The sequence below is a fragment of the Devosia sp. FJ2-5-3 genome, assembly GCF_029201545.1.
Classification (GTDB): Bacteria; Pseudomonadota; Alphaproteobacteria; order Rhizobiales; family Devosiaceae; genus Devosia.
Map to the genome: position 1 here is coordinate 3,101,929 of NZ_CP104007.1, position 26,484 is coordinate 3,128,412.

The following is a 26,484-nucleotide window of genomic DNA, read 5'->3' on the forward strand; positions in this document are numbered from 1 at the left end:
CCTACTCGCTCACGCGGCGCGCGGTAGCGAATTCGTGCTGGCCGAAACCACCAACCGGCTCATAGCCGAGGTCGATATCGCCCTGCATGACCGAAAGCAGTGGCGCGGTCTGGAGCGGATAGACCGGGACGTCGCGCAGGATCTGCAATTGCGCTTCGCGCAGCAGTTCCATCTGCTTTTCCGTATCGGTTTCCGCCACGGCCCGAGTCACCAGGTCATCGACATTGCCGCCCAACTCGCCGTAGTGAGAGAAATTTCGCAGGGCCGAGGGCTTGCCGACGGCGGCAGCCTCGCTGAGAAACTCATTGATCACAGCAGGCGCGCTGGGTGCGATGGCGGTCGAGAGTTCGGCGATCGAGCCCTTATCTTCGCGAATGTTGGCATGGTAGGAAGCGTGGTCCTGTACCTGCAAATTCACGTTGATCCCGACCTGGCGCAACATGTCCTGAACCATCAGCATATTGGTCAGATAGTCGTCGCGCTCGGAAATGATGACATCGATCGCAAACCCATCAGGAAAGCCGGCCTCGGTCAGTAATTCCCTGGCACGCTCTGGGTTGTATTCGTAGCGGAGGTCTTCAGGGATGTCCTCGGCTTGCAGCGCTCCGAAGAAACTTGCCGGCACGATAGCCGGGAGCGGTCCACTCAGAACGCCAAAGACTTCGCTCCACACACTCTGGTCAATTGCATAGGCAATGGCCTGGCGCACCCGAACGTCGTCCAGCGGCTTGACCTTCATGTTGAAGTGCAGGAATTGCAGAGAGCCAGGCTGCAGGGTGATGATCTTGGCGTCAGGCACTGCTGACTGGATCGAGGCCACCCATTCGGGTGTGCGGTCGCCGCCGGTGGTATCAAGTTCGCCAGCAATAAAGGCGATCGTGCCAGCATTATTATCCGGAATGTAGCGCAGATGGAGTTCGTCCATCGGCGGGCGGCCGAGGAAATAATCATCAAAGGCCTTGAGGATCACCCGGTCTTGCGGGCGATATTCTGCAAATTCAAACGCGCCGCTCCCGACCGGGGCAAACCCGAACTTGTCTCCCAGTTCTTCAACGGCCTTCTTGGGAACGATGAACCGTCCAAATCCGGGTGTGAGCGCCTGGCCGTGGAAAAAGGCATTGGCGCCGTGCAGGACGAACTTCACCGTCAGGGGGTCGATGACCTCGATGGACTTGATATCCTTGAAGCTGGCACCGTGAACGCCGCCGAGGGCGGGATCCATCTGTCGTTCATAGGAGAACTTGACGTCCTCCGCCGACACTTCGCCATAGCCCTTGTGCCATTTGACGCCGGGCCGGAGATAGAAGGTCCATTCCGTGCGATCTTCAGAGATTTCCCACCGCTCGGCCAGTTGCGGCTGAAGGTTTTCGAGCGTGAGGTCCAGCGTGCCACGCGGTGGCGCCACCAGAGAATTAAACACCTGCAATGCAACGGTTTCGTCATCGCCGGTCTTGGTGAGCGCGGGATCGAGTGAGCCAATATCGCGCGCACCGAGGCGGACATTGAGCGTTTCCTGCGCGAGCGACAGGCCGGTCATCGCCGTGGTGGTCATGGCGACGGCGGCGGCAGTCGCCAACAATAGTTTTCTTCCCCAGATTCTCATGGTCGTAGTCTCCTCCTCTACGGGCTCATTGAATGACGATGTGATCGACCAGGTTTTTCTTCACGAAATCCCAATCGTATTCGACGCCGAGCCCCGGTCCCTCCGGCACGGCGAAACACCCATCCGCACCCACGGCATCGAGCGTGTCGGAATAGTCCGAGGCGTAGATGGAATTGGCGGCCTGGCCTCTTGATGGGCCGACCATCGCCAGTTCGTAGAAATTGGTGTTGCGGATTGCCGCCATGCAGTGCCGGTGCGCCGGGCCATTGCCATGAAGTTCCACATCGAGACCCATTGCCTCGGCGAAATGCGCGATCTTCATCGTACCGGTGATGCCGATGTCGAGATCAGGGTCGGCCCGTACAAAATCAGTGCCATCGAGCAGGACCAGATTTGCCATGGCCTCGACGCCACGGACGTGCTCGCCCAGCAGGATCGGCGTCCTGATCATTTCGCGCAGGCGGCGATGGGCGTGGCCGGCAAGGCCGCCGTCGCTATAGGGGTCTTCGTACCAGAAGAACCCTGCTTCATCGCAGGCCTTGCCCACCAGCACGGCGTCGCCAAAGGTCTTGAGATGGCACGCGCTGTCATGCATCAGCGCCATGCGGCCGCCGACACGCTTGCCCAGAGCCAGAATGGCGCCGATATCGTTGTCGATGCCCCCATCGGTCCAGCCGTGCATCTTGAACGCCCGGTATCCGAGGTCGTAGCACTCATCGGCAAAATCGGCGAAAGCGCCAGGGCTTGCCAGCCCCCCACCGGGCCCGGCAAACCAGGTCGAGGCATAAGCGGGCAGTCGCCGCGGCTTGCCTCCGAGCATCTGCGTTACAGAGGCGCCGGATCTTTTTCCCGCCAGATCCCAGAGGGCATTGTCGATCTGGCAGGCGCCGATGCGGTCTTCCTTGCGCAGATAGCGGCGCGCGATCTCATAAATCTGCTCGCGGCCGAAGGCGTCCATGCCAAGGATCCACTTGGCGAGGAATTTGGCGTGCAAATAGGTGTCCGATCGACCGCCAATATATTCACCGCGCGACCCGTCGACGGTTTCCACCGCCACCCCCAGACGGGTGCGCGTAGTGCGGACGCCCGGCATATCTATGCCGCCCGGATTGACGTCGAATGCGGCATTGACCACGTCCTGCTTGAACAGGAACAGTTCGACCTTCTTGATCGCTGACCCGCGGCTGCTGTCGTTGAATTGATGCGCCATCGCCGCCCCCTTACTGAATGGTCACATGCTGGGTGGTCATCTTCTCGATGGCCGCCCAGTCATAAGTCACACCAAGTCCGGGACCCTCCGGGACAGGGAAAGTGCCGTCGGCGCTCACGTCGTCGAGGGCGTCGGAATAGCCGCAGGTATAGACCGGCGCGTTGAAATTGCCGCGCGACGGCCCCACCATTGAAAGCTCGTAGAAATTGGTGTTGCGGATCGCCGCCATGCAGTGCCGATGCGCTGGGCCAGGCGCGTGCAGCTCCACGTCGAGCCCCAAGGCCTCGGCGAAATGGGCGATCTTCATCGTGCCGGTAATGCCCATGTCGAAATCGGGATCGGCGCGCACGAAATCGGTGCCATCGGCCAGAACCAGTGTCGCCAGGGATTCCAGCCCTCGGACATGTTCGCCCAGGAGGATCGGCGTCTTGATCAGCTCGCGCAGTCGGCGATGAGCATGGGCCGAGAGCCCGCCATCGCTGTACGGGTCTTCGTACCAGTAGAAACCCGCCTCGTCGCAGGCTCGACCGACCGCCAGGGCATCGGCGAAAGTCTTGAAGCTGCAGGCGCTATCGTGCATCAGCGCCATGCGGCCACCAACGCGTCTGCCCAGGGCGAGAACGGCGCCGATATCCTTCTCGATGCCGCCATCCGACCAGCCGTGCATCTTGAAGGCGCGATACCCCATCGCGTAGCATTCTTCGGCAAAGTCAGCGTAGGCTTCGGGTGTCGCCAGGCCACCGCCATCGCCACCGAACCAGGTGGATGCATAGGCCTTGACCGAACGGCGCGCGCCGCCGAGCAATTGGGCCACCGATACTCCGAGCCGCTGGCCCGCCAGATCCCACAACGCGCAATCGATGACACCAGCGCCCATCCGGTCTTCCTTGCGAAGGTGGCGGCGGATGTCTTCGTAGGCCTGCTCCCTGGCAAAACAATCCTTGCCAATCACGGCCTTAGCGCAGGTGGCGGCCTGGGCGAGAGAATTGGCCTGTCCGCCCACATAGGCGCCAACGGCACCGTCCTTGGTTTCAATGCGGACCGCGAGGCGTGCTCGGCTCCCCTTGGCCCCCGGAAGGTCGATGCCTCCGGGCCCTACCCCATCCATCGGGTAGCTAAAGAGACGCAGATCGATGCGACTGATCTCAGTCGCCTTCGATGCCGCAACGTCGCGTGAGGCCGCCTCCACCATATCCGATATCCTCCCGTGTATCCTATAGGATTATTGTTGGAAGGATATAGAAGCAGTTTTTTCGTGCTGTCAAACTGTAATGAGGGTCGCCGCCTCCAGGCGTTGGGCGGATAGAATTTTCGCCCATTGGCGTGGAGCAGGACTATTCAACCGCCCCACATTTTAGCCTGCGGGGCGGTGGCGGGGGTAACTATCGCAAACCGTTAGCGGGGTTTGCGTTTTCGGGTCAGGGCGACGAAGAACACGCCGCCGACAAGGCCGGTGATGACGCCGATGGGGATGTCCTGAGGCGGAATGATGGTGCGGGCGGCGATGTCGGCGAGGACGAGGAAGATTGCGCCGACAAGGGCCGAGAGTGGAAGCACCCGGCGATAATCGCCACCGACGACCAGCCGCACGATGTGCGGAATCATGAGGCCAACGAAGGAGATGACGCCAGCGAAAGCAACGGCGGCGCCGGTAAGAAGGGCGCAGACGACGAAGACGACCATGCGAAAACGGCGGACCGGAATGCCGAGCGTGGTCGCCGACTCATCGCCCAAAGTCATAGCATTGAGGTGCCTGGCGTTAGCCAGAAGGTAACATCCGCAGCACAGCAATGCTAAAAGCGGGTATGGCAGCTGGGCCCATTGGGAGAGGCCCAATCCACCCAGCATCCAGAAGATGACGGTGTGGGCCGCCCGCGGATCCCCCAAGAATATGCCCAGGCTTCCGAGCGAGGTGACGACGAAAGAAATGGCAACGCCGGTCAACACCAGGCGGCTGGCATCGGTGGCGTCGGAAAAATTGGCAACGAAGACCACGAGGGCCGTGGTGAGGAGCGCCCCGCCGAAGGCGAAGAGCGGCACGGTGGCCAGGCCCAGGAACATGCCGGTGTGCAGCAGGACGATAACGGCACCCAGCGCTGCTCCGGAGGAAATGCCCAGAAGGTGCGGATCGGCCAGTTGATTGCGGGTGATGGCCTGCAGCGCCGCACCGACGAGAGCCAGGCTGGCACCGATGGTCGCGCCGAGGATCACGCGCGGCAGGCGCACTTCCCAGACAATATTGTCCCGGCCACCCGACCAGGTAACCTCGACGCTGCCCGGGAAGAGATGGTTGGCAATAACGCCCCACACCGTCTCGGGCGGAATGGCCACCGAGCCGAGGCTGACCGCGGCCACCATGGTTGCGACCAGCAGGAAAGCCAGCGCCGCCAGGATGAGCGGAAGCTGGTGCAATATGGCATGCCGGGGGCCGGCGACGAGATGGTGATGGGACATGACGAAGCGGGCCGGCCGCCTGGGACCGGCCCTTCTCTCAGTTGGCGTTGAATTCGGCGGCAAGCCGCTTTATGGCCGCGATATTGCGCGGTCCCGGCGTGGCCTCGACATATTCAAGGACAACGAAACGATCGTTGCGGACGGCCGGAATATCCTTGAAGGCGGGATTGTCCTTCATGAAGGCGATCTTCTGATCCGCTGACACTTCGCCATAATTGACGATGACCACGATCTCCGGATTGCGCTCAATGACGGCTTCCCAGCCGATTTCGACCCAGCTCGATTCCACGTCGTCCATGATGTTGACGCCCCCGGCTGCCTCGACCAGGGCGGTGGGCATGGCGTAGCGGCCAGCCGTAAAGGGCTTGTTCTCGCCGGAGTCGTAGATAAAGACGCCAGGCGCCTCGCCATGGGACAGATTGGCGCTGAAATCGGCCAATTCCTGGCGATAGCCCTCGACCAAAGCTTCGGCCTTGTCCTCGACGCCAAAGATCAGGCCGAGATTGAGCAGATCGGCATACATGTCCTCGATAGAGGATTTGGGCCGCTTCATGACGTGGATGCAGCTCTCGGTAAGCTCGTAGACGGCGATGCCGAACGAGGCGAGCGATTGGGGCGTGACTTCGCCGCCAACGCGCATCCCGTAATTCCAGCCGGCGAAGTAGAAGTCGGCGTCGGCGCCGAGCAGCACTTCACGCGTCGGATAGTCGGGGGAGAGTTCCGGCAATTGATCGACATTGGCACGCAGGGTCTCGTCCAGCGTCTTCCATTCGGACACGCCGGTATAGCCGACCATGCGATCGGACAGCCCCAGGGCCAGCATCATCTCGGTGAGATTGACGTCGTTGGAAATGGCCCGCGATGGCGGGGCATCGAAGGTGACCTCGCGATCGCAGCTGGTCACGGTGACGGGATGGGCCGCGACCGATGCCGCAGTGGCGGCGAGCAGAAGCGGTGCAATGAGGGTGGAGGCGCGTTTCATCATGTGTTCTCGTTGTCATCGTCGAGGTGGAAGGAAAATCGGGGGCGGCCGGTCACCGGATGGGTGTCGATAGCCACACCCACCGCGAAGGTCTGGTTGACCGATTGAGGGGTCAGCGCCTCGGTCGGCGCGCCCAATTGCACCTGGCGACCGTGATCGAGCACCAGAACGGTGTCGGCATGGGACGAGGCCAGTGCGAGATCGTGGAGGGAGACGACGACGGTGATACCAAGCCGCGACAAGAGCTCGAGCACTTCGAGCTGATGGCGGATGTCGAGGTGATTGGTCGGTTCGTCGAGGATGAGCAGATCCGGGTCCTGCAACAGGGCGCGGGCAATCATCACCCGCTGTTTTTCGCCGCCCGAAAGCGTCGCGAAATCGCGGGAGGCAAAATCGGAGAGGCCCATCAGCGCCAGCGCGTCGACAACCCGACTGAAATCGGGCCTGGCAAAGCGCCCGAGATGAGGGGTGAGACCGAGTTCGACGATCTCGGCGACGGAGAGACCGAAATCGACCGCCGGCTCCTGCAGCACGGTTGCTATGCGCCGTGCATAATCGCGGGGCGGAATGGACCAGATATCCTCACCATCGAGCCGCACCAAACCGGAGGTGGGGCGGTGATAGCGGTAGAGGCAGCGCAGGAGCGAGGATTTTCCGGCCCCATTGGGCCCGACAATCGCCAGCATCCGTCCGGGGGCGAGCTCGAAAGAGATGTCGGTGACAAGACCGCCATGCCCCTTGGGGCCCCAGCAGAGGCCTTCGACGTGCAAGGCTGCCGGGCGGACAGGCCGGCGAAACTGGCCAAATTGCTCCAGTCGCGCGTTAAAGGCGGCGTGGCTCATCGTCTTGCTCCGCATATGCGGGACGCAATGCGGGCAGAATCAGGTCGAGCTTTTTCAAATAGACTTCAAGCGCCATCATCATTCCCCGCGGCACACCCCGGCCGGGTTGAAAGGAGCGTCGATGGCAGGTCTCCTGGCTCACGGGTCAACGCGCTTCCGACCTTCCCGACCCAAGGGTCAGTGGCTTATTCGGAAGAACTCGCCGTCTACAGTTGCGGGGGCAGCCACGGTATTGCGTCCTGATGGATACGTCGCACCGTGTTCCCTTTTAATCCCCGTTGGCTATTCACCGCGGGGGAACCTACGACAGTTGAGGAACTATTGATCAGCGTGCACTCCGTCAAGCACAAAGGCACGCCGCTGACCGATCAATGGCGTAGCGCAAAGCTCGCCGTCGGATCATTGCACAATGACGTAATGTGAAACGTAGCGATCGTTGATGACGACCGATCTTTCGGGATGCTGCGTCATGGCGAGAAGAACGGGCGGCATGTCTGGCCGGGCATTTTCAAGCACGCTGAGTGCGCGCAGCACGTCGCGCTGGCGCGTCGAGGCATAGCGCGTGAGCAGGATGGCCGCGTCTGCGCACTGCATCAAATAGGCCCCGTCCACCACCTCGGTCAGTGGCGGTGTGTCGATGATGATGACATCGAATGTGTCCCGCGCCGCCGAGACCAAGCTGCGGAAACCCTCAGCAACGATAAGATGTTCGGTCGGCCCCGAACTGGGTTGGGTATTGACGACCGCCGACACGGAGCTGAGCGGATCGGTCTTGATTGCCGATGGAAAACGTTCGGGCGCCAGCTTGCCTGTCAGATAATCGACGAGCCCGGCCACAGGGGCAGCATTCAAATGGATGAACAGGGATGGGCGGCGCAGATCGCCATCGATCAGCAACACTCGCTGGCCGGACAGGCCATAGGTGCGCGCGAGACCGAGGGCGGTGGTTGTCTTGCCCTCCCCGGCCACGGCAGAGCTGACGAGGATGACCCTTCCCCTGCCCCCACCGCGCCCAGGATTTCGGGCCGGAAGACGCAAATCGACACCCAGCCTGAGCCGCCGCATGCTTTCGGCAAAGCTGGAAAGAGGCGTGTTGATGACCGCATCGGCCAAGCTCGATGTGGCCAGCTCGTTGCGGGAACGGGATCGACTTATCGCCGGAATGGACGTTTCCACCTCTTTCCCAGTCAAAAACGCCAACTGCTCCTGGGATACGACGCCGCCAACATAGTTTTCACGGAACATCGCCGCGCCCACGCCGAGGCCGGTACCGAGAAGGGCGGCAAGGGACATAATGAACGGGAGGCCACGTGAGGACGAATGGAGCGGCAGGGTTGCCGCCGCGACGACACGGCTATCGGCCTGCTGAAGGTCGACCTGGAGACGCAATTCCTCGAGGCGGGCGAGCAATTGATCATATTGCCGATGCGACAGATCGCTATAGCGCTGCATTTGCTGGAGGCGCGTCTGGACGTCCTGTGGGAGCGCCTCTTCGTCCAGATTTTTCAACATCTGATCGCGCAATGCCGCAATTTGCGCCTCGAGCGCCAGGAGCTGGACCCGCAACAGCGAAATCTCGTAGCGTACGGCATCCTCACTATGGCTCTTGAGATTGCTCAACTCCTGCTCCAGCGCGAAAGACTGCGCGCCGGCCAACGGGACCAGCGCGGCGCGGGACAGCAATTCATTGCGCTCTCGAACCAGGGCATCGGTGACTTCAGAGCCAAGGGTTTGGGCCAGCCCCGCCAGATCCCACTGCTCGAGTTCCAGCGACGCCCGTGTAATCCTGGCGCGCAGATCGCGGGCGGCATTCACTGATTGCCCATGCACGCTGACCTGATCGGACAATGCTTCATTGCCAGGCAGGGCGGCGAAGAGTGAGAGGTTTTCGTCGAGAAACGCACTGATCGCCTCGCGCCGGGCCACAAGCGCGGCAGACGCGCTGGCAACCTGGGGCGACAAGGTTTCGACCGCGGCAACAAGGGTGGCCGTCTTGGTTTCCTTTTGGAGTTCGATATAGGCCTCAACGATAGTGTTGGCGAGCAGTGCGGCGCCCTCAGGAGTTTCGGCCTTCGCAGTGACGGCGATGATGTAGGTTTCGCCCCGTCTCTGAATGTCGACCGCTTCCTGCAATCGCAGCAGGTGATCTGACTGGCGTTTGTCCTCGCCCGCGCCTTCCGGTTGGCCCCAGCCAATGAAGGCGAGAACCTGATCGGCTATTCCCGGCCGCTCGGTGAAAACCGTGCCGAGGTCGAGCTTGCCGCTTTCGATAACCCTGACGAATGTGGGCGCGGACCGCATGATCTCCACCTCGCTGGCAATTCGGGGGTTGTCCATGGCGATGGTGTTCGTGCGCGGCGCCTCGATCAGAAGCAATTCGTTCTGAACGGGATCGACCCTGATCAGCGCCGTGGCCGAATATTCCGGCGGAGAGGAGAGGCCAACAAACAGGCCGGCCAGCAAGCACATGCACAGTGACAGAGCGATGATGCGCGCTTGTCTTTTGAGCAGTGCTACAAAATAGCGAAGATCAATTTCGTGATCATCCATGAGAACCCCGACACGACGTTCCTCATGCATTTAATATTATGAAATCCAATTGGACAAGAAAAATCAGGCGCAGCAGCTACATGCCTGATTGTCATGATATTTTTCTGCGGCGCGTTACATGGGAGGAACAAAATCCCCATAAACACACCACCCTCATTGCGACTAAGACACAAGTACTGACCCATATTTTCGGTCAGAACGACTGCCGGGACGAAATAAATATAGTCTGAAAGCTCTGGCGGGGGCCCAGAACAAGTGGTTAACTAAGTGTTAATCACATTGGGCCCGGGGCGAGTTATGAGCGCGAGTACACCCTTGGATGCGTCGAGCCACAGGCTCGGCGTCGGTGGATCGGCACTGGGAAGGGCACAGGACACCTCCCAACTCTCGACAGATCCGCGCGCCACTCCTAATCCATCGCGAGCAACGGGGCACACACGCCACCGCACACTTTTTCTCAAGAGGATCGTCGATGTGGCCGGCGCAGTCCTGGGACTGATCGTTTTCAGTCCAGTGCTTGTTCTTGCGGTCCTCTGGATCAGTGCGGTTGACGGCGGCCAGCCAATATTCCGCCAGGAGCGCCTGGGCCTCCACGGAAAATTCTTTGTCATCTACAAATTCAGAACTGTCCGCGCTCAATATAACGACCCCACCGGCCGCACAATATTCGGGCGAGAGGATGCCAGGCTTCTACCGCTGGGCAGTTTCATGAGGGCAAGTCGGCTGGATGAATTGCCGCAGCTGGTCAATATCCTGCGCGGAGACATGTCGCTGGTCGGCCCGCGCCCGCATGTGCCACACATGATTGTCGACGGGCAGGACTATGGCAGCCTGGTTCCGCTCTATGACCGTCGCACCGAGATGGTGCCGGGGTTGACGGGATGGGCGCAGTGCAATGGCCTCAATGGACCGGTCAGGACGCAGCAGGAAGCCGAGGCGCGCCTTGATCACGACCTCGTCTATCTGCAGCGGTTTTCGATCGGGTTCGACCTGAAAATCATGGCGAGGACAGTGTTCCATGTCCTCGCGGCGCTCAGGCAATGGCCCAATTGAGGTCTAGCGGGCGAAGGGCACCTTGGCGGTGAGGACGTCGCCGGAATTGTTAAACTCGACCTCGAAATTGACCACTATGTTGTTGTCGGCCAGCACGATGTTGGACCCGATGCGGACATCGCTGCCGCCACGGTCGCGCTGGTTTTCGCTGAGGTCGAAGCTGATCGACTTGCCGCGATTCTGGCCGATCGCCATGCCGGTAAAGCCCGCATTGGAGCTCATCGCGGCCTCATAGCGGCGGGTGGAATCGTTATAGGCGATCGTGCCGCTGATCGAGAGCGTGGTGTCCACCAGGGTGCAGCGCCCGGTGTAGTTGATGCGCTGCTGATTGCCCTTGGCGACGTTGAGGCGGCACCGGAACGCTTCCGGCTTGTCGCCGCCGACCAGAGCTCCCTCGCCGCGCCACTGGCCGATATAATTGCTGAGCAGCGCCAGTTCGACCTCACCAGCCTGCGCAGGCGCGGTCACTACCTGAGGCGCGAATGCCAGCAGCGTAACCAGAATCATTTTTCTCAAAGCGAACTTCAAAGTCTACCTCCCAAGCCGCACAAACGGGCACATCCCACCCAACAGACTAGTGGCATAGCAGCGATTACACGCAACGATACCCCCGAATTACAAAATAATCGGTGATTATCCAGCCTTGGCGAAGGAAACAGACTTCATAACTTTGTCAGACGTGCCAGCATGGCAGGACTCGACGGCGGCGTTGGGAAAACCACTGTTTTGAAGGGATGGGTGACGTGCGCGAGGCTCGATCGCCACTGATTTTGGCAGACCAAGTCGACTATACCCTGGATGTCGCCGGGCGGCCCCTCAACATATTGCGCAAGGTTTCGCTCGAGGTTGCCCCCTCCGAGGTGGTTGCCATTGTGGGCCCATCGGGCAGCGGCAAGACCTCGCTCCTGATGTTGCTGGCCGGGCTCGAGCAGGCCACCGGCGGACGCATCGAGGTCAACAGGCATGACCTCGGCAAGCTGGGCGAGGACGATCTGGCCCGGTTCCGCCGCAAAACGCTGGGGATCGTGTTCCAGAGCTTTCACCTGATCCCCTCACTGACGGCGCTCGACAATGTGGGGCTTGCCCTCGAAATCGCACGACCTGAGCTGAGCATGGCACAGGTGCGGGAACGCGCGGCCAAGGCGCTTGATGCGGTGGGTCTGGGCGGTCGGCTCGACCATCGTCCGACGGCACTATCGGGTGGTGAGCAGCAGAGAGTGGGTCTCGCGCGGGCCATCGTGGCCGAACCGCCGCTGCTGCTGGCGGACGAACCGACAGGCAATCTGGACCAGAAGACCGGCAAGGCGATTGCCGATCTCATGTTCAGCATCACCAGAGACCTCGGAACGGCACTGGTCATGATTACCCATGATCCGCAGCTGGCCGCCCGCGCCGACCGCATGCTGACCATGAGCCAGGGCGAACTCAGCGAAAACCTGGTGGCCAGTTGATGGGTAATATCTGGCCCAAGCTGCGCATCGGCTTACTCGACATGCGCGGCGATCTCCGCCGCTTCGTGCTGCTGGTGGTGACGCTCGCTGTTGGCACGGCGCTGATTGCGGGTGTCAGCTCTGTCGGCGCCGTCATCGACAAAGCCATCCTGCGCGAGGCTGCGCAATTGATGGGCGGCGATATTGAGCTGTCGCGGGCCGATCGCGCCGCGACCGACGCGGACCGGGTGCTCTTTTCCGGATATGGAACAATAGTCGAGACCGTCGACACCAATCTGCGGGCACAAGCGGGCGAGAATGACGCCTTCGTCGATCTGAGCGTCGTCGGACCGGGCTATCCGCTGCTGGGGCAGGTCAGAAGCCCCCAAATGCCTGCGGGAACCGATATCACGGAATTCCTGGCCGAAACCGAGGATGGACATGGGGCGCTGGTGGCGCCGCTCATGCTCGACCAATTGGGGATCGGTGTCGGCGATATTTTCGAGCTCGGCGGCACTGCCTTTGTGGTGCGCGGTCCCCTCGACGGCATTCCAGACGATCAGGTTCGGGGTTTCCGGCTGGGCCTGCCGGCGCTGATCACGACGGAAGGCTTTGCCACCGTTTCGGATCGGACGTCCCCCCTGCCCGGCCTGGGCACGTGGTTCCGCTACAAGATCCTTCTCGACGGCATGTCGGCCGAGGATGCGAAAGAGAGACTGACCGAAGAGCTGGCCGGTAGCGTCTGGACAATTCGCACGTCCCGCGAGGGGCTTGGCGAGATGGTTCGCTATTACGATCTCTTCATGCGCTTCCTGCTCATTGTCGGGCTGGGCTCGCTGCTGATCGGCGGCGTCAGCGTGTGGAGCGGCATGAACGCCTATGTGGGCGAGCGCTCCGGCGTGATCGCCGTGCTGCGGAGCCTTGGAGCGACGACGGGGCGCGTCTTCACCCATTTCTTCGTGCAGGTCATGGCGCTGAGCGCCGTGGGTGTCGGCATTGGCGTTGCCACGGGCGGGGCTATTGCCCTGGTGATCCTGCCCACCATTGGCGATGCCGTCGGCATCGCCCTTGCGCCGACCCTCGACGCGCGCGCTTTGCTGGTTGCCGCGAGCGCCGGGGTGATCATCGCGCTTTCCTTTGCCTATCTGCCTCTCCTCCAGGCGCAGACCATCCGCCCCGCCGAACTCTTCCGCTCGCAACGCCAGGCCCTGCCCCCGGTGGACTGGCGGGCGGTCCTGCTCTCCTGGCGCGCCCTGCCCCTCGCATTGGCGGCGATCGTCTTCTTCCTGCTGGCCTATGTAATGACCAGCGATGCGGGGCTTGTGGCGCTTTTTGTCTGCGCTGCCGCACTGGCTACCGTTTTGTTCGAGCTGGTTATCCAGCTGATGCAGTTCGTGTTCAAGCGATTGCCCGATATCCCCTTGCAGACCCTGCGCCGATCAATCCGGGCCATTACCGGCTCGAAGAGCGCAACGATGGCGGTGGTCGTCTCCATCGGACTGGCGCTGAGCATGCTCGTCGTCATCATCGTGCTGCAGAACAATCTGCGCCAGGAATATCTGGGCGCCTCCGTCTTCGATGCCCCGACCCTGGTGGCCTCGGATCTTTTCGATGACGAAGTGGCCGATCTCGAAAGCAAGGCGACCGCCGGATCGGGGATGACGAAACTGGTGGTGACGCCCATGTTGCGGGCCACGCTGAGCGCGGTGAACGGCACAGACATCGCCCAAATCCGCACGCAGGGCCCGGAGGCCAGCTTCCTCCTCGGCGGCGAGGTTCCGATCACCTATCGCTCGATCCTGCCCAGCTCCTCGCGGGTGACCGGGGGGCAATGGTGGCCCAGCGATTATACTGGGCCTGGCCTTGTTTCGTTGCACCAGAGCCTCCGGAACGGTCTTGGCGTCAATATCGGCGACACCCTCACTTTCGACGCCTTCGGCGAGAAGTTTGAAGCGACCATCTCCAATTTCCGGGACTATTCCTGGCAGGGTGGAACGGATTTCCTCGCGACGTTCTCGCCGGGCATGCTGGAGGATTATCCCTCCACGCTGTTTGCCGCGGTCACTGCGGCACCGGGGCGCGAAACGGAGGTGGAGCGCCTGCTGGCCACCAGCCTGCCCGATATCCGCTTCATCAAGATCGGCGACACGCTCAAGCAGGTCACTGAGGCCCTGTCGCAATTGACACTGGCGGTGCTGCTGGTCGGCAGCCTGGCGGTGGGCAATGGGCTTCTGGTGCTGATCGGGAGCCTCGCCGCCGGTCGACGGCAACGGCAGGCCGATGCCGTAATCACCAAGGTCCTGGGAGCGACACGCCGGCAATTGCTGGGTGCCGACTTCATCCAGTTCCTCATCCTGTCGCTGGCTGCGGCCCTGCCGGCGCTGGGGCTGGGGCTCGGGCTTGGATGGCTGGCCAGCATGATGCTGCTCAATGTGCAGTTCTCGATCGATGCTTCGGGGCTGGCCGTCGTGCTTGGGGTGGCCGTGTTGATGACGGCCCTTCTTGGCTGCGTCACCATTTTGCGGGCCGTTTCGGTTCGCCCTGCCCGGCTGCTCAGGGATCTCTGAGCCTGGTGCCTCTGATGTGGTGCACGCGCACCACATCACCAGATCGGATGACCCGAAAAACGCGGCAAGGCGGGCTGCTGGAGACTGCCGCCCGTGGTGAGGCTTGAATGCTTCACGCTTCGTGATAGACATGTTCCCCCTATCACCCGAAGCGAAGCCATCGTCCTATGAGCCGCAATTTCCTGGTCGTCGACCCAGAAGAAGACCTCGAAGTGCTCAAGGGCCTGGCGTCTGCCATTCGGGTGAAAATCCTCAAGCTGCTGCATATCGAGGGGCCACTCAACGGCAATGACATTGCCGAAAAGCTCTCCCTGCCCCAGTCGACAGTCTCGACCAACATACAGATCCTCGAGGGCGCGGGCCTGATCCGGACGGAAACGCAGAAGGCGCGCAAGGGCAATCAGAAGATCTGCCATTCGACCTTCGATGAAGTGCTGGTGATGTTCAAGGAAGACATCTCGCCGGTCAATTCCAACGCCATAGAAGTGTCGATGCCTTTGGGGCTCTACACCAGTTGTGAAGTATCGGCGCCGTGTGGGCTGTGCTCGGTGGACGGCATTATCGGGCTGCTGGACGTGCCCAATACTTTCCTCGACCCCGAGCGGATGAAGGCGGGACTGATCTGGTTCACCCAAGGGTATCTGGAATATCAATTCCCGAACAATGCCAAGCTGGCGCAGAACACGATCGAGGTCATGGAGTTTTCCATGGAACTGAGTTCGGAAGTGCCCGGGACTTCGGCGGATTGGCCGAGCGACATTACGCTTTCGGTGAACGGGACGGAAATCGGCACCTGGACCAGCCCAGGCGATTTCGGCGACAAGCGCGGGGTCTATACGCCGAGCTGGTGGAAGCTGAAGGGCAGCCAGTATGGCAAGCTCAAGAGCTGGCGGGTGACCAATGACGGCACCTATGTCGACGGAATGAAGATCTCGCCGGTCTCGCTTGTCGACCTGGACCTTGCGAACCATCATTCGATCCGGCTGCGCATTGCGGTGAAGCCGGATGCCAAACACCCCGGCGGCATCAATATTTTCGGGCGCGGCTTTGGTAATTACGACCAGGAAATCGTGCTGCGCCTGCAGACCGCCCGCTGAATTTTTTTCGCGACCGGCGCGGCGGCGGAGCTGCCGTCGGGCTTTGACTGATGATCTCAAGCCATCGGGGCTCGCGGGCTGGCCCTCGGGTCGAGCCCGAGGGAAGCTGGGGGGCGATTGAGGGACGGAGGCAAACCTTGGTCCCCGTTGTGACTTCGCACCCTTTCCCAGCCAGAGCTGAGACGATGACGTCTTGACGGGTTTCATGGCCCGGTGACCGCGACCACTCGACCCCTTCTGTCAAAAATCATACAAAAGGGGCGTAGGCGGCTTGCAAGGGGGACGCTTTCCCATATACAACCGATTTACTGATACAAATCAGAATATCGGAATGCATGGGAGGGCCCGGTGAAGGCGTCTGTTATCGCAAATAAGGATTTTACGATCTCGCAAATCGATGATCGTGTCTACGGGGCTTTTCTCGAGCATCTGGGCCGCGCCATCTATGAGGGCATCTACGAGCCGGACCATCCGACCGCAGACGCCGATGGCATGCGCGGCGACGTGGCCAAGCTGGTCAAGGACCTCAATGTACCGGTGGTTCGCTACCCCGGGGGTAACTTCGTGTCTGCCTATAACTGGGAAGACGGCATCGGCCCGCGTGAGGAGCGCCCGACCCGTCTGGACCTGGCCTGGCACACGTCGGAAAGCAATGCCGTCGGCATCCACGAATTCGCTGACTGGTGCACCACCGTCGGCACCGAGATGATGCTGGCCGTCAACCTCGGCTCGCGCGGCGTCGATGATGCGCGCAATTTCCTTGAATATGTGAACCATCCGGGCGGCTCCTACTGGAGCGATCTGCGCATCAAGAACGGCCGCAAGGAGCCGTGGAACGTCAAGATGTGGTGCCTCGGCAACGAGATGGACGGCCCCTGGCAGGTCGGCCATAAGGACGCGGACGAATATGGCAAGCTGGCCGCCAACACCGCCCGCGCCATGCGCATGTTCGACAAGAACCTCGAGCTGATCGTCTGTGGCTCGTCGCATTCGGAAATGCCGAGCTTCCCCGACTGGGAGCGCATCGTGCTGGAGCACACATATGATCACGTCGATCATATTAGCCTGCACATGTATTTCGCCAATCGCGACAATGACACGCCGAACTATCTGGGCCTGAGCCACAAGCTCGATCGCTATATCGAGACCGTTGCGTCGACCATCAAGCAGGTCAAGCACAAGAAGCGCTCAAAGAAGGACGTCTATATCTCCTTCGACGAATGGAACGTCTGGTACCATTCCAACAAGAAGGATCGCGAGATCCTGGACGGTGGCAGCGGCTGGCCGCATGCGCCGGGTCTGCTTGAGGACATCTACAATTTCGAAGACGTGCTGATGGTGGGGCTGATCCTCAACACCTTCATCCGCCGCTCGGATGTGGTGAAGATCGCCTGTATCGCCCAGCTGGTGAACGTGATCGCGCCGATCATGACCGAAAAGGGCGGCCCCGCCTGGGCCCAGACAATCTATTATCCGTACTATTTCGCGTCGGTCTACGGCCGCGGCACGGCGCTGCAGCTGGTGACCAATTCGCCGGGTTATGAGACGACGCACGCCAAGGACACGCCATTTGTCGACGTGTCGGGTGTGCACAATGAAGACGAGGGCACGCTGACCTTCTTCCTCGTCAACCGGCACACGACGGACAGCCTCGAGACGGAAGTAAGCCTGCAGGGCTTTGGGCAGGGGTCGATCATCGACCACCAGATCATGACCCATCCCGATCTCAAGGCCACCAACACGGCCGGCAAGCAGGATGAGGTCAAGCCGCGCAAGGGTGACGGCGCCAAGATCGACGGCGATAAACTCAGCGTGACCCTGCCGCCCTATTCGTACCAGATGGTGCGGGTGAAGGTTTAAACTGCGCCCTCGGATACCCCCACCTAACCTCCCCCTGACAGGGGGAGGGACTGGTTCGGGGCTCCCCCTGATAGGGGGAGGGACTGGTTCGGTGGCTCACTGGAGGGTGTGCGCACTCGTTAGCATGTGGGCCGAGTTGGTTAGCAGACTGTTAGCATTGAGATCGCGTAACTGCGAAAATGGGGGCGCGTCGGCAATTGCGTGCCCCTGTGCATTCTGTATCATGCTTTCCGATTTACATCACGATGTGCATTGACAACAGATGCGGCCCCGCTAAGTATTACTTATGGGCGCTGTAAAGCGTCGAGGAGCGGAGTGCGGGAGGCGCTTCGCATAGGGAGGACTATATTTATGGATAGACGCAGCTTTCTAATAGGATCGACGGCCGTCGGCGCCATCCTTGCCGCAGGCAATGGCATGGTCTTTGCCCAGGACGCGGGATCGGCGCCCGACCTGGCCCAGTTCCCGCGCAACGAGACCCTGATCATCCATAACCCTGAAGGGGTTATCCGTAATCCTGCCTGGTTCAACAACTGGGTCATCGGCTCGGGCGCAGGCCTGTCCAACGGCCTGCACCAGCTGACCACCGACACGTTCTGGTTCATCGACCCCGATGCCGGTATCCCGGGCGCCAGCGAAAATGCCATCTACAATTCGCTGGCCGACGAGCTCTGGCAGTATAATGAAGACTTCACGGAAATGACCGTGAAGCTCAAGAAGGGCATCTACTGGAGCGACGGCAACGAATTTACCGCCGACGACGTGGTGTTCACGGTCGAAAAGCACAAGGCAACGCCGGGTCTCGCCCAGAACGGCGCCTATAATGCCCAGGTCGAGACCGTCGAAGCGGTCGACCCCTATACCGTCCACTTCACGCTCAAGGGTCCGAACTCGCGCTTCCACACGCTGTTCTCGATCCGCTGGGGCGGCGCCTGGATCATGTCGAAGGCCCATTTCGAGGGCGTGGACGACATTCTCGCGTTCAACAACGATCCCCCGGTGAGCCTGGGGCCCTATACGCTGCACTCATATGATCCGAACGGCACCTGGTTCATCTGGCAGCGCCGCGAAGACTGGCAGCGCACGGCAATGGGCATGATCGGCGAGCCCAAGCCCAAATTCATCATCTACCGCAACAATATCTCGCCCGACGCGCGCCTCATCGAAATGCGCAACGGCAATCTGGACATGGTGCACGATCTGTCGCCCGAGGCGACCTTCTCGATCGTCCAGCAGGATCCGCAGGTTCAGGGCTGGTTCCCGGGCTTCCCCTATGCCCATCCCGATCCGACGCTGGTCATGGCGATCTTCAACCTCAAGAAGGATCTGTTCACCGACAAGCGCGTCCGCTGGGCCCTGGCCCTCATGCTCGACGCACGGGCCATGTCGATGGCGTCCTATCGCGGTGCGGCAACGCTCTCGGCCATCTCCGTGCCGCCGACCGGCACCCATCCGCGCGACTATCACGGGCCGCTGCAGGACTTCCTCATCAATTACGAGGTCGACACCGGCAGCCGCAAGATCAAGCCATACGACCCCAATGTGGGCATGCAGATCGCCGACATGGTGCGCGGGCAGTTCCCGGATGCGCCGACCGACGAAACCGCAGTGCGCAACGCCTTCGGCTATGGCTGGTGGAAACAGGACGCCCAGGCAGCAGAAGAACTGCTCACCTCGGCCGGTTTCACCAAGAACGGCAATCAGTGGATGATGCCGGACGGCCAGCCGTTCCGCTTCAGCGTGATGGTGCCGACCGATGGCGTGGTCAACCGTCTCGGCTCGATCATCGCCCAGCAATGGGCGCAGAACGGTATCGGCGCGGAACTGGAAGCGGCATCGGACACATGGGATCGCCAGCGCGTCGGCAATTACGACGTCAACATCTCCTGGGCCGTGGAATCCTGGGGCGGTCACCCCGACCTCAGCTTCTTCCTCGACAGCTACCACTCCGAGTACATCCGGCCGCTGGGCGAAAGCCAGCCGGATCGCAACTGGATGCGCTGGGAAGATCCGCGGCTTGACGCGATCATCGAGAAGGTTCGCGCCAGCGACTTCAACGATCCCGTCGGCATCGAGTACGGCCACGAGTTCGTCAAGCTTCACCTCGAAGAAATGCCGAACATCCCGATCATGGCCTACAACGTGTTCTCGGTGCAATCGAACCGCTACTGGACCGGTTGGCCGAATGCGGACAACCCCTATGCGAACCCGGTGACGAACTGGTCGAACGGCCGGTACATCTTCACCCAGATCACGCCAGTCGCGAGCTGATCCTTCCTCCCCTGGTGGTCCGGCCTTCGGGTCGGGCCGCTGGGAGATGGCGTCCATCCAAGCCTGCTCCCGCCCAGCCGCGTGCGGAGCCCACGCTCCTTCAGGGGGATGCAGGCACAGTCAAGGTCGGGGCCTCGCACCCCCATCGGATCCCTGACTGGCCGGTTCATGCTCTCGCCGGACCGTCAACGAGAGTGACACGCGCAAGGAGCTCTGATGCAGGGTTATCTGTGGTTCGTGAGCAAGCGCCTGCTGCAATTGCTTGCCGTTATCTTCTGCGGAATATCCGCGACATTCCTCGTCACCCATTTGTCGCCGATCGACCCGGTGGAGCAAGTGCTCGGCCGGCTATCGGGCCGCTCCAATCTGCCACCGGCGGCTATCGAGGCGACACGCGTCGCGCTGACCGAGATGTATGGCACCAACGAACCCATCCTACAGCAATATATCAATTTCTGGCTGCGCCTCGTGCGCGGCGATCTCGGGCCGTCGCTGCTGGCCTTCCCTACCCCGGCCATGGAACTGGTTGGCCGGGCCATGCCCTGGACGCTGGGCCTGCTGGTGACGTCGACGCTGATCACCTTCGTCGTCGGCAATCTGCTCGGGGCACTGGCGGGCTATAATCCCGACAACAAGTTCTTCAAGGCGTTCGGGCTGATTTCCATGGGCATCCAGCCCATCCCCTATTACGTCGTCGCTTTCATCCTGCTCATCATCTTCGGCTATTTCCTGCCCATCCTGCCGATCAATGGCGGCTTTGCCATGGATGTGCGGCCCGGCTTCACCTGGCCCTTCATCAGCTCGGTGTTGCAGCACTCGATCCTGCCGGCGACCTCGCTGGTGCTGGTCGGGTTCGGCGGCTGGTTCCTCGGCATGCGGGCGCTGGTGAGCAATGTGGTCAATGACGACTATGTCACTTATGCCGAACTGGCCGGGGTCAAGCGCGACACCATCGTCGGTGGCTATGTGATCCGCAATGCCATGGTGCCACAACTGACGGCGCTGGCCATGGCGCTGGGCGGGGTATTTTCCGGCACGATCATCACCGAGCAGGTGTTCAACTATCCCGGCATCGGCTCGCTTCTCGTCGATGCGGTGAACTGGGGCGATTATTCGCTCGTCCTGGCGGTGTCGACCGTCTCCATCACGGCGGTTGCGGGCGCGATTTTCATCGTCGACCTCCTCCATCCGCTGCTCGATCCTCGTGTGCGTGCGGAGTAGGCCATGTTTTCCGTCTTTCGCGACCTCATCCGCTATAATCTCGAATTCGCCGTCGGCATGGTGCTGGTCACATTCGTCGTGGTGTTTGCAGCGCTCAGCTTCGTTTCGCCGGTCGATCCGACGCTGATCTACATGGCCGTTCCGGACCAGCCGCCGTCGGCGCAATATTGGTTCGGCACCAATTCGCGCGGCCAGGATCTGTTCTGGCAACTTTCCGCGGCGTTCCGGAACAGCCTGATCTTCGGCATTACCGTGGCGGTGCTGAGCCGCATCATCTCGATCGCGGTGGGCCTCGCCTCAGGCTATATCGGGGGCTGGGTCGACCGGGTGCTGATGTTCATCAACGACATCTTCGTCGCCGTGCCGATCTTCCCGATCCTAGTGCTGTTCTATTTCGTGCTGCGCAACAATATGGACAGTTTTACCCTGGCGCTGATCATGGCGTGTTTCGGGTGGCCGTTCGACGCGCGCCTCATCCGCTCGGTGGCGGTGGGGCTCAAGCATCGCGAATTTACCCGGCATGCGGTGTTCTCGGGCATGTCGACGCGAAAAGTGCTGCTCGAAGAGCACCTGCCCTATGTGATGCCGATCGTGTTCGCGACCTTCATGAACAACATGTTGTGGTCGATCGGGCTCGAGGTGACGCTGGCCGTGCTCGGCTTCACCAACCTCAACAACCCCACCATCGGCACGGTGCTGTACTGGGCCAATTCGCACTCCGCCATGGTGGTGGGCGTGTGGTGGTGGATCTTCATCCCGGTGGTGCTGATCGTGATGACCTTCCTGGGGCTGTTCCTGCTGGCGGTCTCCATGAACGAATATATCGACCCGCGCAGCCGCCTGCGGAGGATGGGGGCATGATGATGCGGTCCACCTCTCTTGCCTCTCGAACCCCCACCCCAACCCTCCCCGCAAGGGGGAGGGAGTCACTCACTGCCCGTGGAGGGATCAGCGCATGACCCACGACACCAAGAATGACCTGCTGACCGTCGAGGGGCTCAAGGCCTATTACCAGATGAGCTATTTCGGCGTGAACCGCGAAGTGCGGGCCGTCGACGACATCACCATGACCATCAAGCGCAACGAGGTCTATGGCATTGCCGGGGAAAGCTCCTCGGGCAAGACCAGCTTCATCAAGGTGCTGGCGGCCGCCATGCGGCCACCGCTGCGCATCGTCGACGGATCGGTGAAATATCAGTTCAAGGACCGCAAGGTCGACATCGCCAAGGCCAGCGAAAAAGAGATCGAGGCCATTCGCTGGAGCCATCTCTCCTACATCATGCAGGGGTCGATGAGCGTGCTCAATCCGGTGCGGCGCATCGGCAAGACGTTCCATGACTTTGCGGCCAAGCCGCTGGGGCTGTCAGGCAAGGCGTTCGAGGACCGGGTGATCGCGCATCTGGCGCGGCTCAAGCTGCCGCCTGAGGTCTTGCGAGCCTATCCGCACGAGCTATCGGGCGGCATGCGGCAGCGCGTGACCATCGGGCTGGCGACGGTGTGCCACCCCGAATTCATCATTGCCGACGAGCCGACGACGGCGCTCGACGTGGTGGTGCAGAAGGAGGTGCTCAACCTCATTCGCGACATTCAGAAGGAGATGGGCGCCTCGGTGATCTTCGTTACCCACGACATGAGCGTGCATGCCAATGTCGCCGATCGCGTGGGCATCATCTATGCCGGGCGGCTGGTGGAGGAAGGGCCGACGCGCGAGATGTTCTTTGCGCCAAAGCATCCCTATACCGCCCATCTCGTGGCGAGCCTGCCGCGCATTGGTGATACCACCCAGCGCCCTGCCCTCGAAGGACGGCCGCCGAACCTTTCCGATCCGCCGGCCGGGTGCCGGTTCCATCCGCGCTGCCCGCTGGCCGTGGACAAGTGCAAGAAGGACGTGCCGCCCATGGAAACAGTGGGGCCGGAGCATCGCACCGCCTGCTGGCGCTGGCGCGATGTGGAGCCGCTGGTCAAGGCGGCGGCACCGCATGGAGTGATGGCATGACGACACTTCTCGATGTGCGCGGGGTTTCCAAGAATTTCACCATGGGCGGGCTGTTCGGCCGCAAGATCGTGCCCGCGGTGCAGGATGCGAGCTTTTCGCTGTCCGCGGAAAAGCCCGAGATTTTCACCATTATCGGCGAGAGTGGCTCAGGCAAGACGACGCTTGCCCGGATGATCCTGGGGCTCGAAGATGTGAGCGATGGGGAAATCCTCTTCCGCGGCGAGAAGGTGGATCGGCACGCCGGCAAGGACAAGCGGCTCGACTTCATGAGCCATGTGCAGCCGGTGTTTCAGAACCCGTTTGAGGCATTCAATCCGCTGAAGAAGATCGAGCGCTATCTCGAGAGCACGGCGCGGCAGTTCTTGAAAACGACCGACAAGGCGGCGATCGACCGGGCGATGGATGAGGCGCTGCAGAAGGTGGGGCTGAGCCTTGTCGAGGTGCGCGGACGCTTTCCGCATGAGATGAGCGGCGGGCAATTGCAGCGCGCGGCCATTGCGCGGGCGCTGATCCCCAATCCACCGCTGCTGATCGCGGACGAGCCGGTGTCGATGGTGGACGCCTCGCTGCGCATGAGCATCGTCAATCTGCTGAAAAGCCTGCGGGATGATCTCAAAGTCTCGGTGATCTACATCACGCACGATCTGGCGACGGCCTATTATATCTCCAACCGGCTCATCATCATGCAGCGGGGGCGGATCGTGGAAATGGGCGATGCGCGGACCGTGCTAGACAATCCCGAGCACCCGTATTCGCGGCTGCTGAAGGCGTCGGTGCTGTCGACCGACGATGCCGGAGACGGCAAGCTTATTACGGACCCGGAAATGGTGCGGCTGGCGACCGAGCTGGTGGCGCGGCCGGGGAAATTGGTGACGCGGGCGGATGGGCGCGCGGTGCGGGTTTACGAGGCGGCTTGAGGGGAGAAGACACCCACCTAACCTCCCCCTGGTAGGGGGAGGGACGGATCGGGGTTGGGGTCAGGACGGGGATTTTGCCTAACGAGAACCCCCTCCCCATCCCTCCCCTCAAGGGGAGGGTGCAGATCGAGAGCGGGACGAGGCTGGTGGTTTTGTCGACAGAACCCCCTCCTAGCCTCCCCCTGGTCAGGGGGAGGTTGGGTGGGGGTCGACAATGAGGGACCAAAAATATGAGTGCGCCGGTATATCGGGATCCGATTGAGGATGGGGCGGCGGATCCGACGGTGATCCGGCGGGAAGGCACCAATGAGTGGTGGATGTTTTATACCAATCGCCGGGCCAATGCCGGGGGCGAGGGGTTTTCGTGGATCCATGGCTCGCCGATCGGGGTCGCGGTTTCGAGTGATGACGGGGCGAGCTGGACCTACAAGGGCACGGTGAAGGGGCTCGATGCGCCGGGGAATGACGGGCTCAATACGCATTGGGCGCCGGAGGTGATTTTCGCCGAGGGGCGCTATCACATGTTCCTCAGCTATATCAAAGGGGTGCCGACGCATTGGAAAGTGCCGCGCACCATCACCCATTTCGTCAGCGACGATCTCGAAAACTGGGAGCGGGTGGGACCGCTGAAATTGTCGAGCAGCAATTGCATCGATGCCTGTGTGTTCCGTTCGCCGGAGGGGATCTGGCGGATGTGGTACAAGGATGAAGGCCAGGGCTCGAGCACCTGGAGCGCCACCAGCCCGGACATGATGACGTGGACGCTGGAAGGCGAAGTGCTGCCGGGATCGCCTGAGGCGCCGCCGCATGAAGGGCCGAACGTCTTCGAAATGGGCGGCTTCTATTGGCTGATCACGGACGAATGGCGGGGCCAGGCGGTCTACCGGTCGGATGACACGCTCAAATGGACACGACAGGGGACTATCGCCGGGGAGCCCGGAGAGGACCCGCTGGACCAGAAGTTTGCGCGGCATGCCGATGTGGTGGTCACCGGCGAGAGCGCGGTGATGTATTACTTCACCCATGCCGAATGGGACGAGACCAAGAACCCATCGGCCGGGCCGCCGGATGCGCGCTCGCGTGCCACCGCGGTGCATCAGGCAAGGCTATGGGTCGAAGACGGCGTGCTCAAATGCGACCGGAATATCCCCTTGGGGCAGCCGGTTCTGGCGGGCGGCTAAGTCTTAGTCGGTGTCCAGCCGGGATTGCGCTCGCGCTTGAGCGGGCCCATCAGGGTGATGTCGTCGCCGCGGCGCATGGCGATGTTCATGCGGAAGGAATTGCCGATGCGCTCCGAGCGCTCGATGAAGAGCGCGGCAATATCGGGCGGGCAGAGTTCTTCCACCGTTTCGCGAAAGAGGCGCAGCCAGCGCATGAAATGGGCGTCGTCGAGCTCGGGTATGGCCATGTGCTTGGGCATGGGGCGGCCATTATAGGTGCCGGTGCCGAGCAGCATGGAATTCCAGAATTCGGTGATGGTGTCGAGATGGGCCGGCCAGTGCGCTTCGGGAATGACGCGGTTGAACACGGGGCCGATCAGGGGATCGCGGCGGGCGCGGCCATAGAATTCATCGACGACGGCGCGGACCATGGGCTGGTCGAGGCCTTCAGGTGTTTCCCAGCCGATGCGGGTGAGGCGCGTGCCCAATGGGGGACGGTCGGGGACGCTCATGATGCTGGCTCTTCGGTAATGGTGTAGGTGCAGCGGCGCCCACCGCTGACGATGTGCTCGCTGCGCTCCACCGTGGCGCCGGGCCCGATGACGGCGCGGAAAACTTCGAGTTCGGCCCGGCAGAAGCCCTGGCAGGCCGTGGCGGCGGCGCAGATGGGGCAGTGATTTTCGATCAGTAGCAGTGTGCCATCGGGCTGTTCGGACCACTCGGCCATATAGCCTTCGCGGCTGCGCAGATCGGCCAGGGCGGCGACACGGTCCTTGAGATCGGTGGCATTGGCCACCGCCCCTTCATAGGCCTGGCGGGTTTCGGCCTCGCGGGTGGCAATGATGGTATCGAGGGCGCCCTCCCCCAATTGGCTGCGCACGATATCGAGCAATTGCACGGTGAGCGCCGCATGAGTGTCCGGGAAGCGGGCCTGGGCCGCGGCGGTCAAACTCCATTGCTGGGTTGGACGACCGACCCCGGCCGAGAGGCTGCGCGCTTCGACGAGGCCTTCTTCGGCCAGGCGCAGCAATTGCTGGCGGGCAGCTTCGCCGGTCGTGCCCAGATGCTGGCCCAACGCGGCGGCCGACAGGGTGCCATGCATCTTGAGACGCATGAGGATGCGCTCCGCCGGGTTGCGGGGCGACCAGGACTGGGACTGTGCCGAATGGTTTTCCAAGTTGGACCTTGACTTAATGAGGCGAAGGGTTTTCAAAGTCGTTGCTTGGAAATTAGACCGGACTGCGCCGAATGGCAAGCCGGAGCGCCGCGAA

21 protein-coding genes and 1 riboswitch are annotated in these 26,484 nt (G+C 61.6%); of the genes, 11 read left to right on the forward strand and 10 right to left on the reverse strand.

Translation table 11 applies throughout. From position 1 onward, the window contains the following. Position 1: 1 nt before the first annotated feature. The 7 genes from N0P34_RS14955 to N0P34_RS14985 all read right to left on the reverse strand — a co-directional run bounded on the left by N0P34_RS14955 (position 2) and on the right by N0P34_RS14985 (position 9,641). A complete protein-coding gene (locus N0P34_RS14955) occupies positions 2-1,576 on the reverse strand; it encodes an ABC transporter substrate-binding protein (protein ID WP_275604020.1) in 1,575 nt (524 codons plus the stop codon). Between the two features lie 52 nt (positions 1,577-1,628). Continuing rightward, positions 1,629-2,813, reverse strand: coding sequence for an enolase C-terminal domain-like protein (locus tag N0P34_RS14960; protein ID WP_275604021.1), 1,185 nt, complete (start codon positions 2,811-2,813; stop codon positions 1,629-1,631). 10 nt (positions 2,814-2,823) lie between these two features. Next, positions 2,824-4,005 carry an enolase C-terminal domain-like protein gene (locus N0P34_RS14965; protein WP_275604022.1) on the reverse strand — a complete coding sequence of 394 codons (1,182 nt, stop codon included), beginning with the start codon at positions 4,003-4,005 and terminating at the stop codon, positions 2,824-2,826. 203 nt (positions 4,006-4,208) lie between these two features. After that, positions 4,209-5,267 (reverse strand): iron ABC transporter permease, encoded by a 1,059-nt coding sequence (locus N0P34_RS14970; RefSeq protein WP_275604023.1) that lies wholly within the window; start codon positions 5,265-5,267, stop codon positions 4,209-4,211. A 37-nt stretch (positions 5,268-5,304) separates the two neighbouring features. Continuing rightward, positions 5,305-6,249, reverse strand: a complete 945-nt coding sequence (locus tag N0P34_RS14975; protein WP_275606996.1) for an ABC transporter substrate-binding protein — start codon at positions 6,247-6,249, stop codon at positions 5,305-5,307. Beyond that, entirely contained in the window at positions 6,249-7,091 is an 843-nt protein-coding gene (locus N0P34_RS14980) for an ABC transporter ATP-binding protein (RefSeq protein ID WP_275604024.1), read from the reverse strand. The genes N0P34_RS14975 and N0P34_RS14980 overlap by 1 nt, the downstream gene beginning before the upstream one ends. Positions 7,092-7,196: 105 nt before the next feature. Beyond that, positions 7,197-7,411: riboswitch (cobalamin riboswitch) on the reverse strand. 79 nt (positions 7,412-7,490) lie between these two features. Next, on the reverse strand, positions 7,491-9,641 hold the full coding sequence (locus N0P34_RS14985; protein ID WP_275604025.1) for a polysaccharide biosynthesis tyrosine autokinase: 2,151 nt from the start codon (positions 9,639-9,641) through the stop codon (positions 7,491-7,493). A 297-nt stretch (positions 9,642-9,938) separates the two neighbouring features. Here N0P34_RS14985 and N0P34_RS14990 point away from each other — a divergent pair, with 297 nt between their 5' ends. After that, a complete protein-coding gene (locus tag N0P34_RS14990; RefSeq protein WP_275604026.1) occupies positions 9,939-10,694 on the forward strand; it encodes a sugar transferase in 756 nt (251 codons plus the stop codon). A 3-nt stretch (positions 10,695-10,697) separates the two neighbouring features. Here the strand turns inward: N0P34_RS14990 and N0P34_RS14995 are convergent, their stop codons facing one another. Beyond that, the gene (locus tag N0P34_RS14995) at positions 10,698-11,201 is read right to left on the reverse strand and encodes a heme-binding beta-barrel domain-containing protein (protein WP_275604027.1); all 504 of its coding nucleotides are present in this window, start codon (positions 11,199-11,201) and stop codon (positions 10,698-10,700) included. A 263-nt stretch (positions 11,202-11,464) separates the two neighbouring features. On the opposite strand from N0P34_RS14995, the gene N0P34_RS15000 reads away from it, so the two are divergent. The 10 genes from N0P34_RS15000 (at position 11,465) to N0P34_RS15045 (ending at position 25,234) form a co-directional block, all read left to right on the forward strand. Beyond that, positions 11,465-12,145 carry an ABC transporter ATP-binding protein gene (locus N0P34_RS15000; RefSeq protein ID WP_275604028.1) on the forward strand — a complete coding sequence of 227 codons (681 nt, stop codon included), beginning with the start codon at positions 11,465-11,467 and terminating at the stop codon, positions 12,143-12,145. Further along, a complete protein-coding gene (locus N0P34_RS15005; protein WP_275604029.1) occupies positions 12,145-14,691 on the forward strand; it encodes an FtsX-like permease family protein in 2,547 nt (848 codons plus the stop codon). Before N0P34_RS15000 ends, N0P34_RS15005 begins: the two co-directional genes overlap by 1 nt. A 167-nt stretch (positions 14,692-14,858) precedes the next feature. Beyond that, positions 14,859-15,788 carry a helix-turn-helix domain-containing protein gene (locus N0P34_RS15010; protein WP_275604030.1) on the forward strand — a complete coding sequence of 310 codons (930 nt, stop codon included), beginning with the start codon at positions 14,859-14,861 and terminating at the stop codon, positions 15,786-15,788. Between the two features lie 348 nt (positions 15,789-16,136). Then, complete coding sequence (locus tag N0P34_RS15015) at positions 16,137-17,648, forward strand: alpha-N-arabinofuranosidase (RefSeq protein ID WP_275604031.1); 1,512 nt, start codon at positions 16,137-16,139, stop codon at positions 17,646-17,648. A 351-nt stretch (positions 17,649-17,999) separates the two neighbouring features. Then, a complete protein-coding gene (locus tag N0P34_RS15020; RefSeq protein WP_275604032.1) occupies positions 18,000-19,919 on the forward strand; it encodes an ABC transporter substrate-binding protein in 1,920 nt (639 codons plus the stop codon). Between the two features lie 216 nt (positions 19,920-20,135). Next, complete coding sequence (locus N0P34_RS15025; RefSeq protein WP_275604033.1) at positions 20,136-21,140, forward strand: ABC transporter permease; 1,005 nt, start codon at positions 20,136-20,138, stop codon at positions 21,138-21,140. Positions 21,141-21,143: 3 nt separating this feature from the next. Further along, positions 21,144-22,001 carry an ABC transporter permease gene (locus N0P34_RS15030; RefSeq protein WP_275604034.1) on the forward strand — a complete coding sequence of 286 codons (858 nt, stop codon included), beginning with the start codon at positions 21,144-21,146 and terminating at the stop codon, positions 21,999-22,001. Between the two features lie 94 nt (positions 22,002-22,095). Beyond that, on the forward strand, positions 22,096-23,136 hold the full coding sequence (locus N0P34_RS15035; protein ID WP_275604035.1) for an ABC transporter ATP-binding protein: 1,041 nt from the start codon (positions 22,096-22,098) through the stop codon (positions 23,134-23,136). Then, positions 23,133-24,053: an ABC transporter ATP-binding protein gene (locus N0P34_RS15040; protein WP_275604036.1), complete on the forward strand. Its 921-nt coding sequence runs from the start codon at positions 23,133-23,135 to the stop codon at positions 24,051-24,053. Before N0P34_RS15035 ends, N0P34_RS15040 begins: the two co-directional genes overlap by 4 nt. A gap of 230 nt (positions 24,054-24,283) precedes the next feature. After that, positions 24,284-25,234: a family 43 glycosylhydrolase gene (locus N0P34_RS15045; RefSeq protein ID WP_275604037.1), complete on the forward strand. Its 951-nt coding sequence runs from the start codon at positions 24,284-24,286 to the stop codon at positions 25,232-25,234. Here the strand turns inward: N0P34_RS15045 and N0P34_RS15050 are convergent. Then, positions 25,231-25,725 carry a group III truncated hemoglobin gene (locus tag N0P34_RS15050; RefSeq protein WP_275604038.1) on the reverse strand — a complete coding sequence of 165 codons (495 nt, stop codon included), beginning with the start codon at positions 25,723-25,725 and terminating at the stop codon, positions 25,231-25,233. The genes N0P34_RS15045 and N0P34_RS15050 overlap by 4 nt on opposite strands. Next, complete coding sequence (locus N0P34_RS15055; RefSeq protein WP_275604039.1) at positions 25,722-26,327, reverse strand: metalloregulator ArsR/SmtB family transcription factor; 606 nt, start codon at positions 26,325-26,327, stop codon at positions 25,722-25,724. The genes N0P34_RS15050 and N0P34_RS15055 overlap by 4 nt, the downstream gene beginning before the upstream one ends. Between the last annotated feature and the right edge of the window lie 157 nt (positions 26,328-26,484).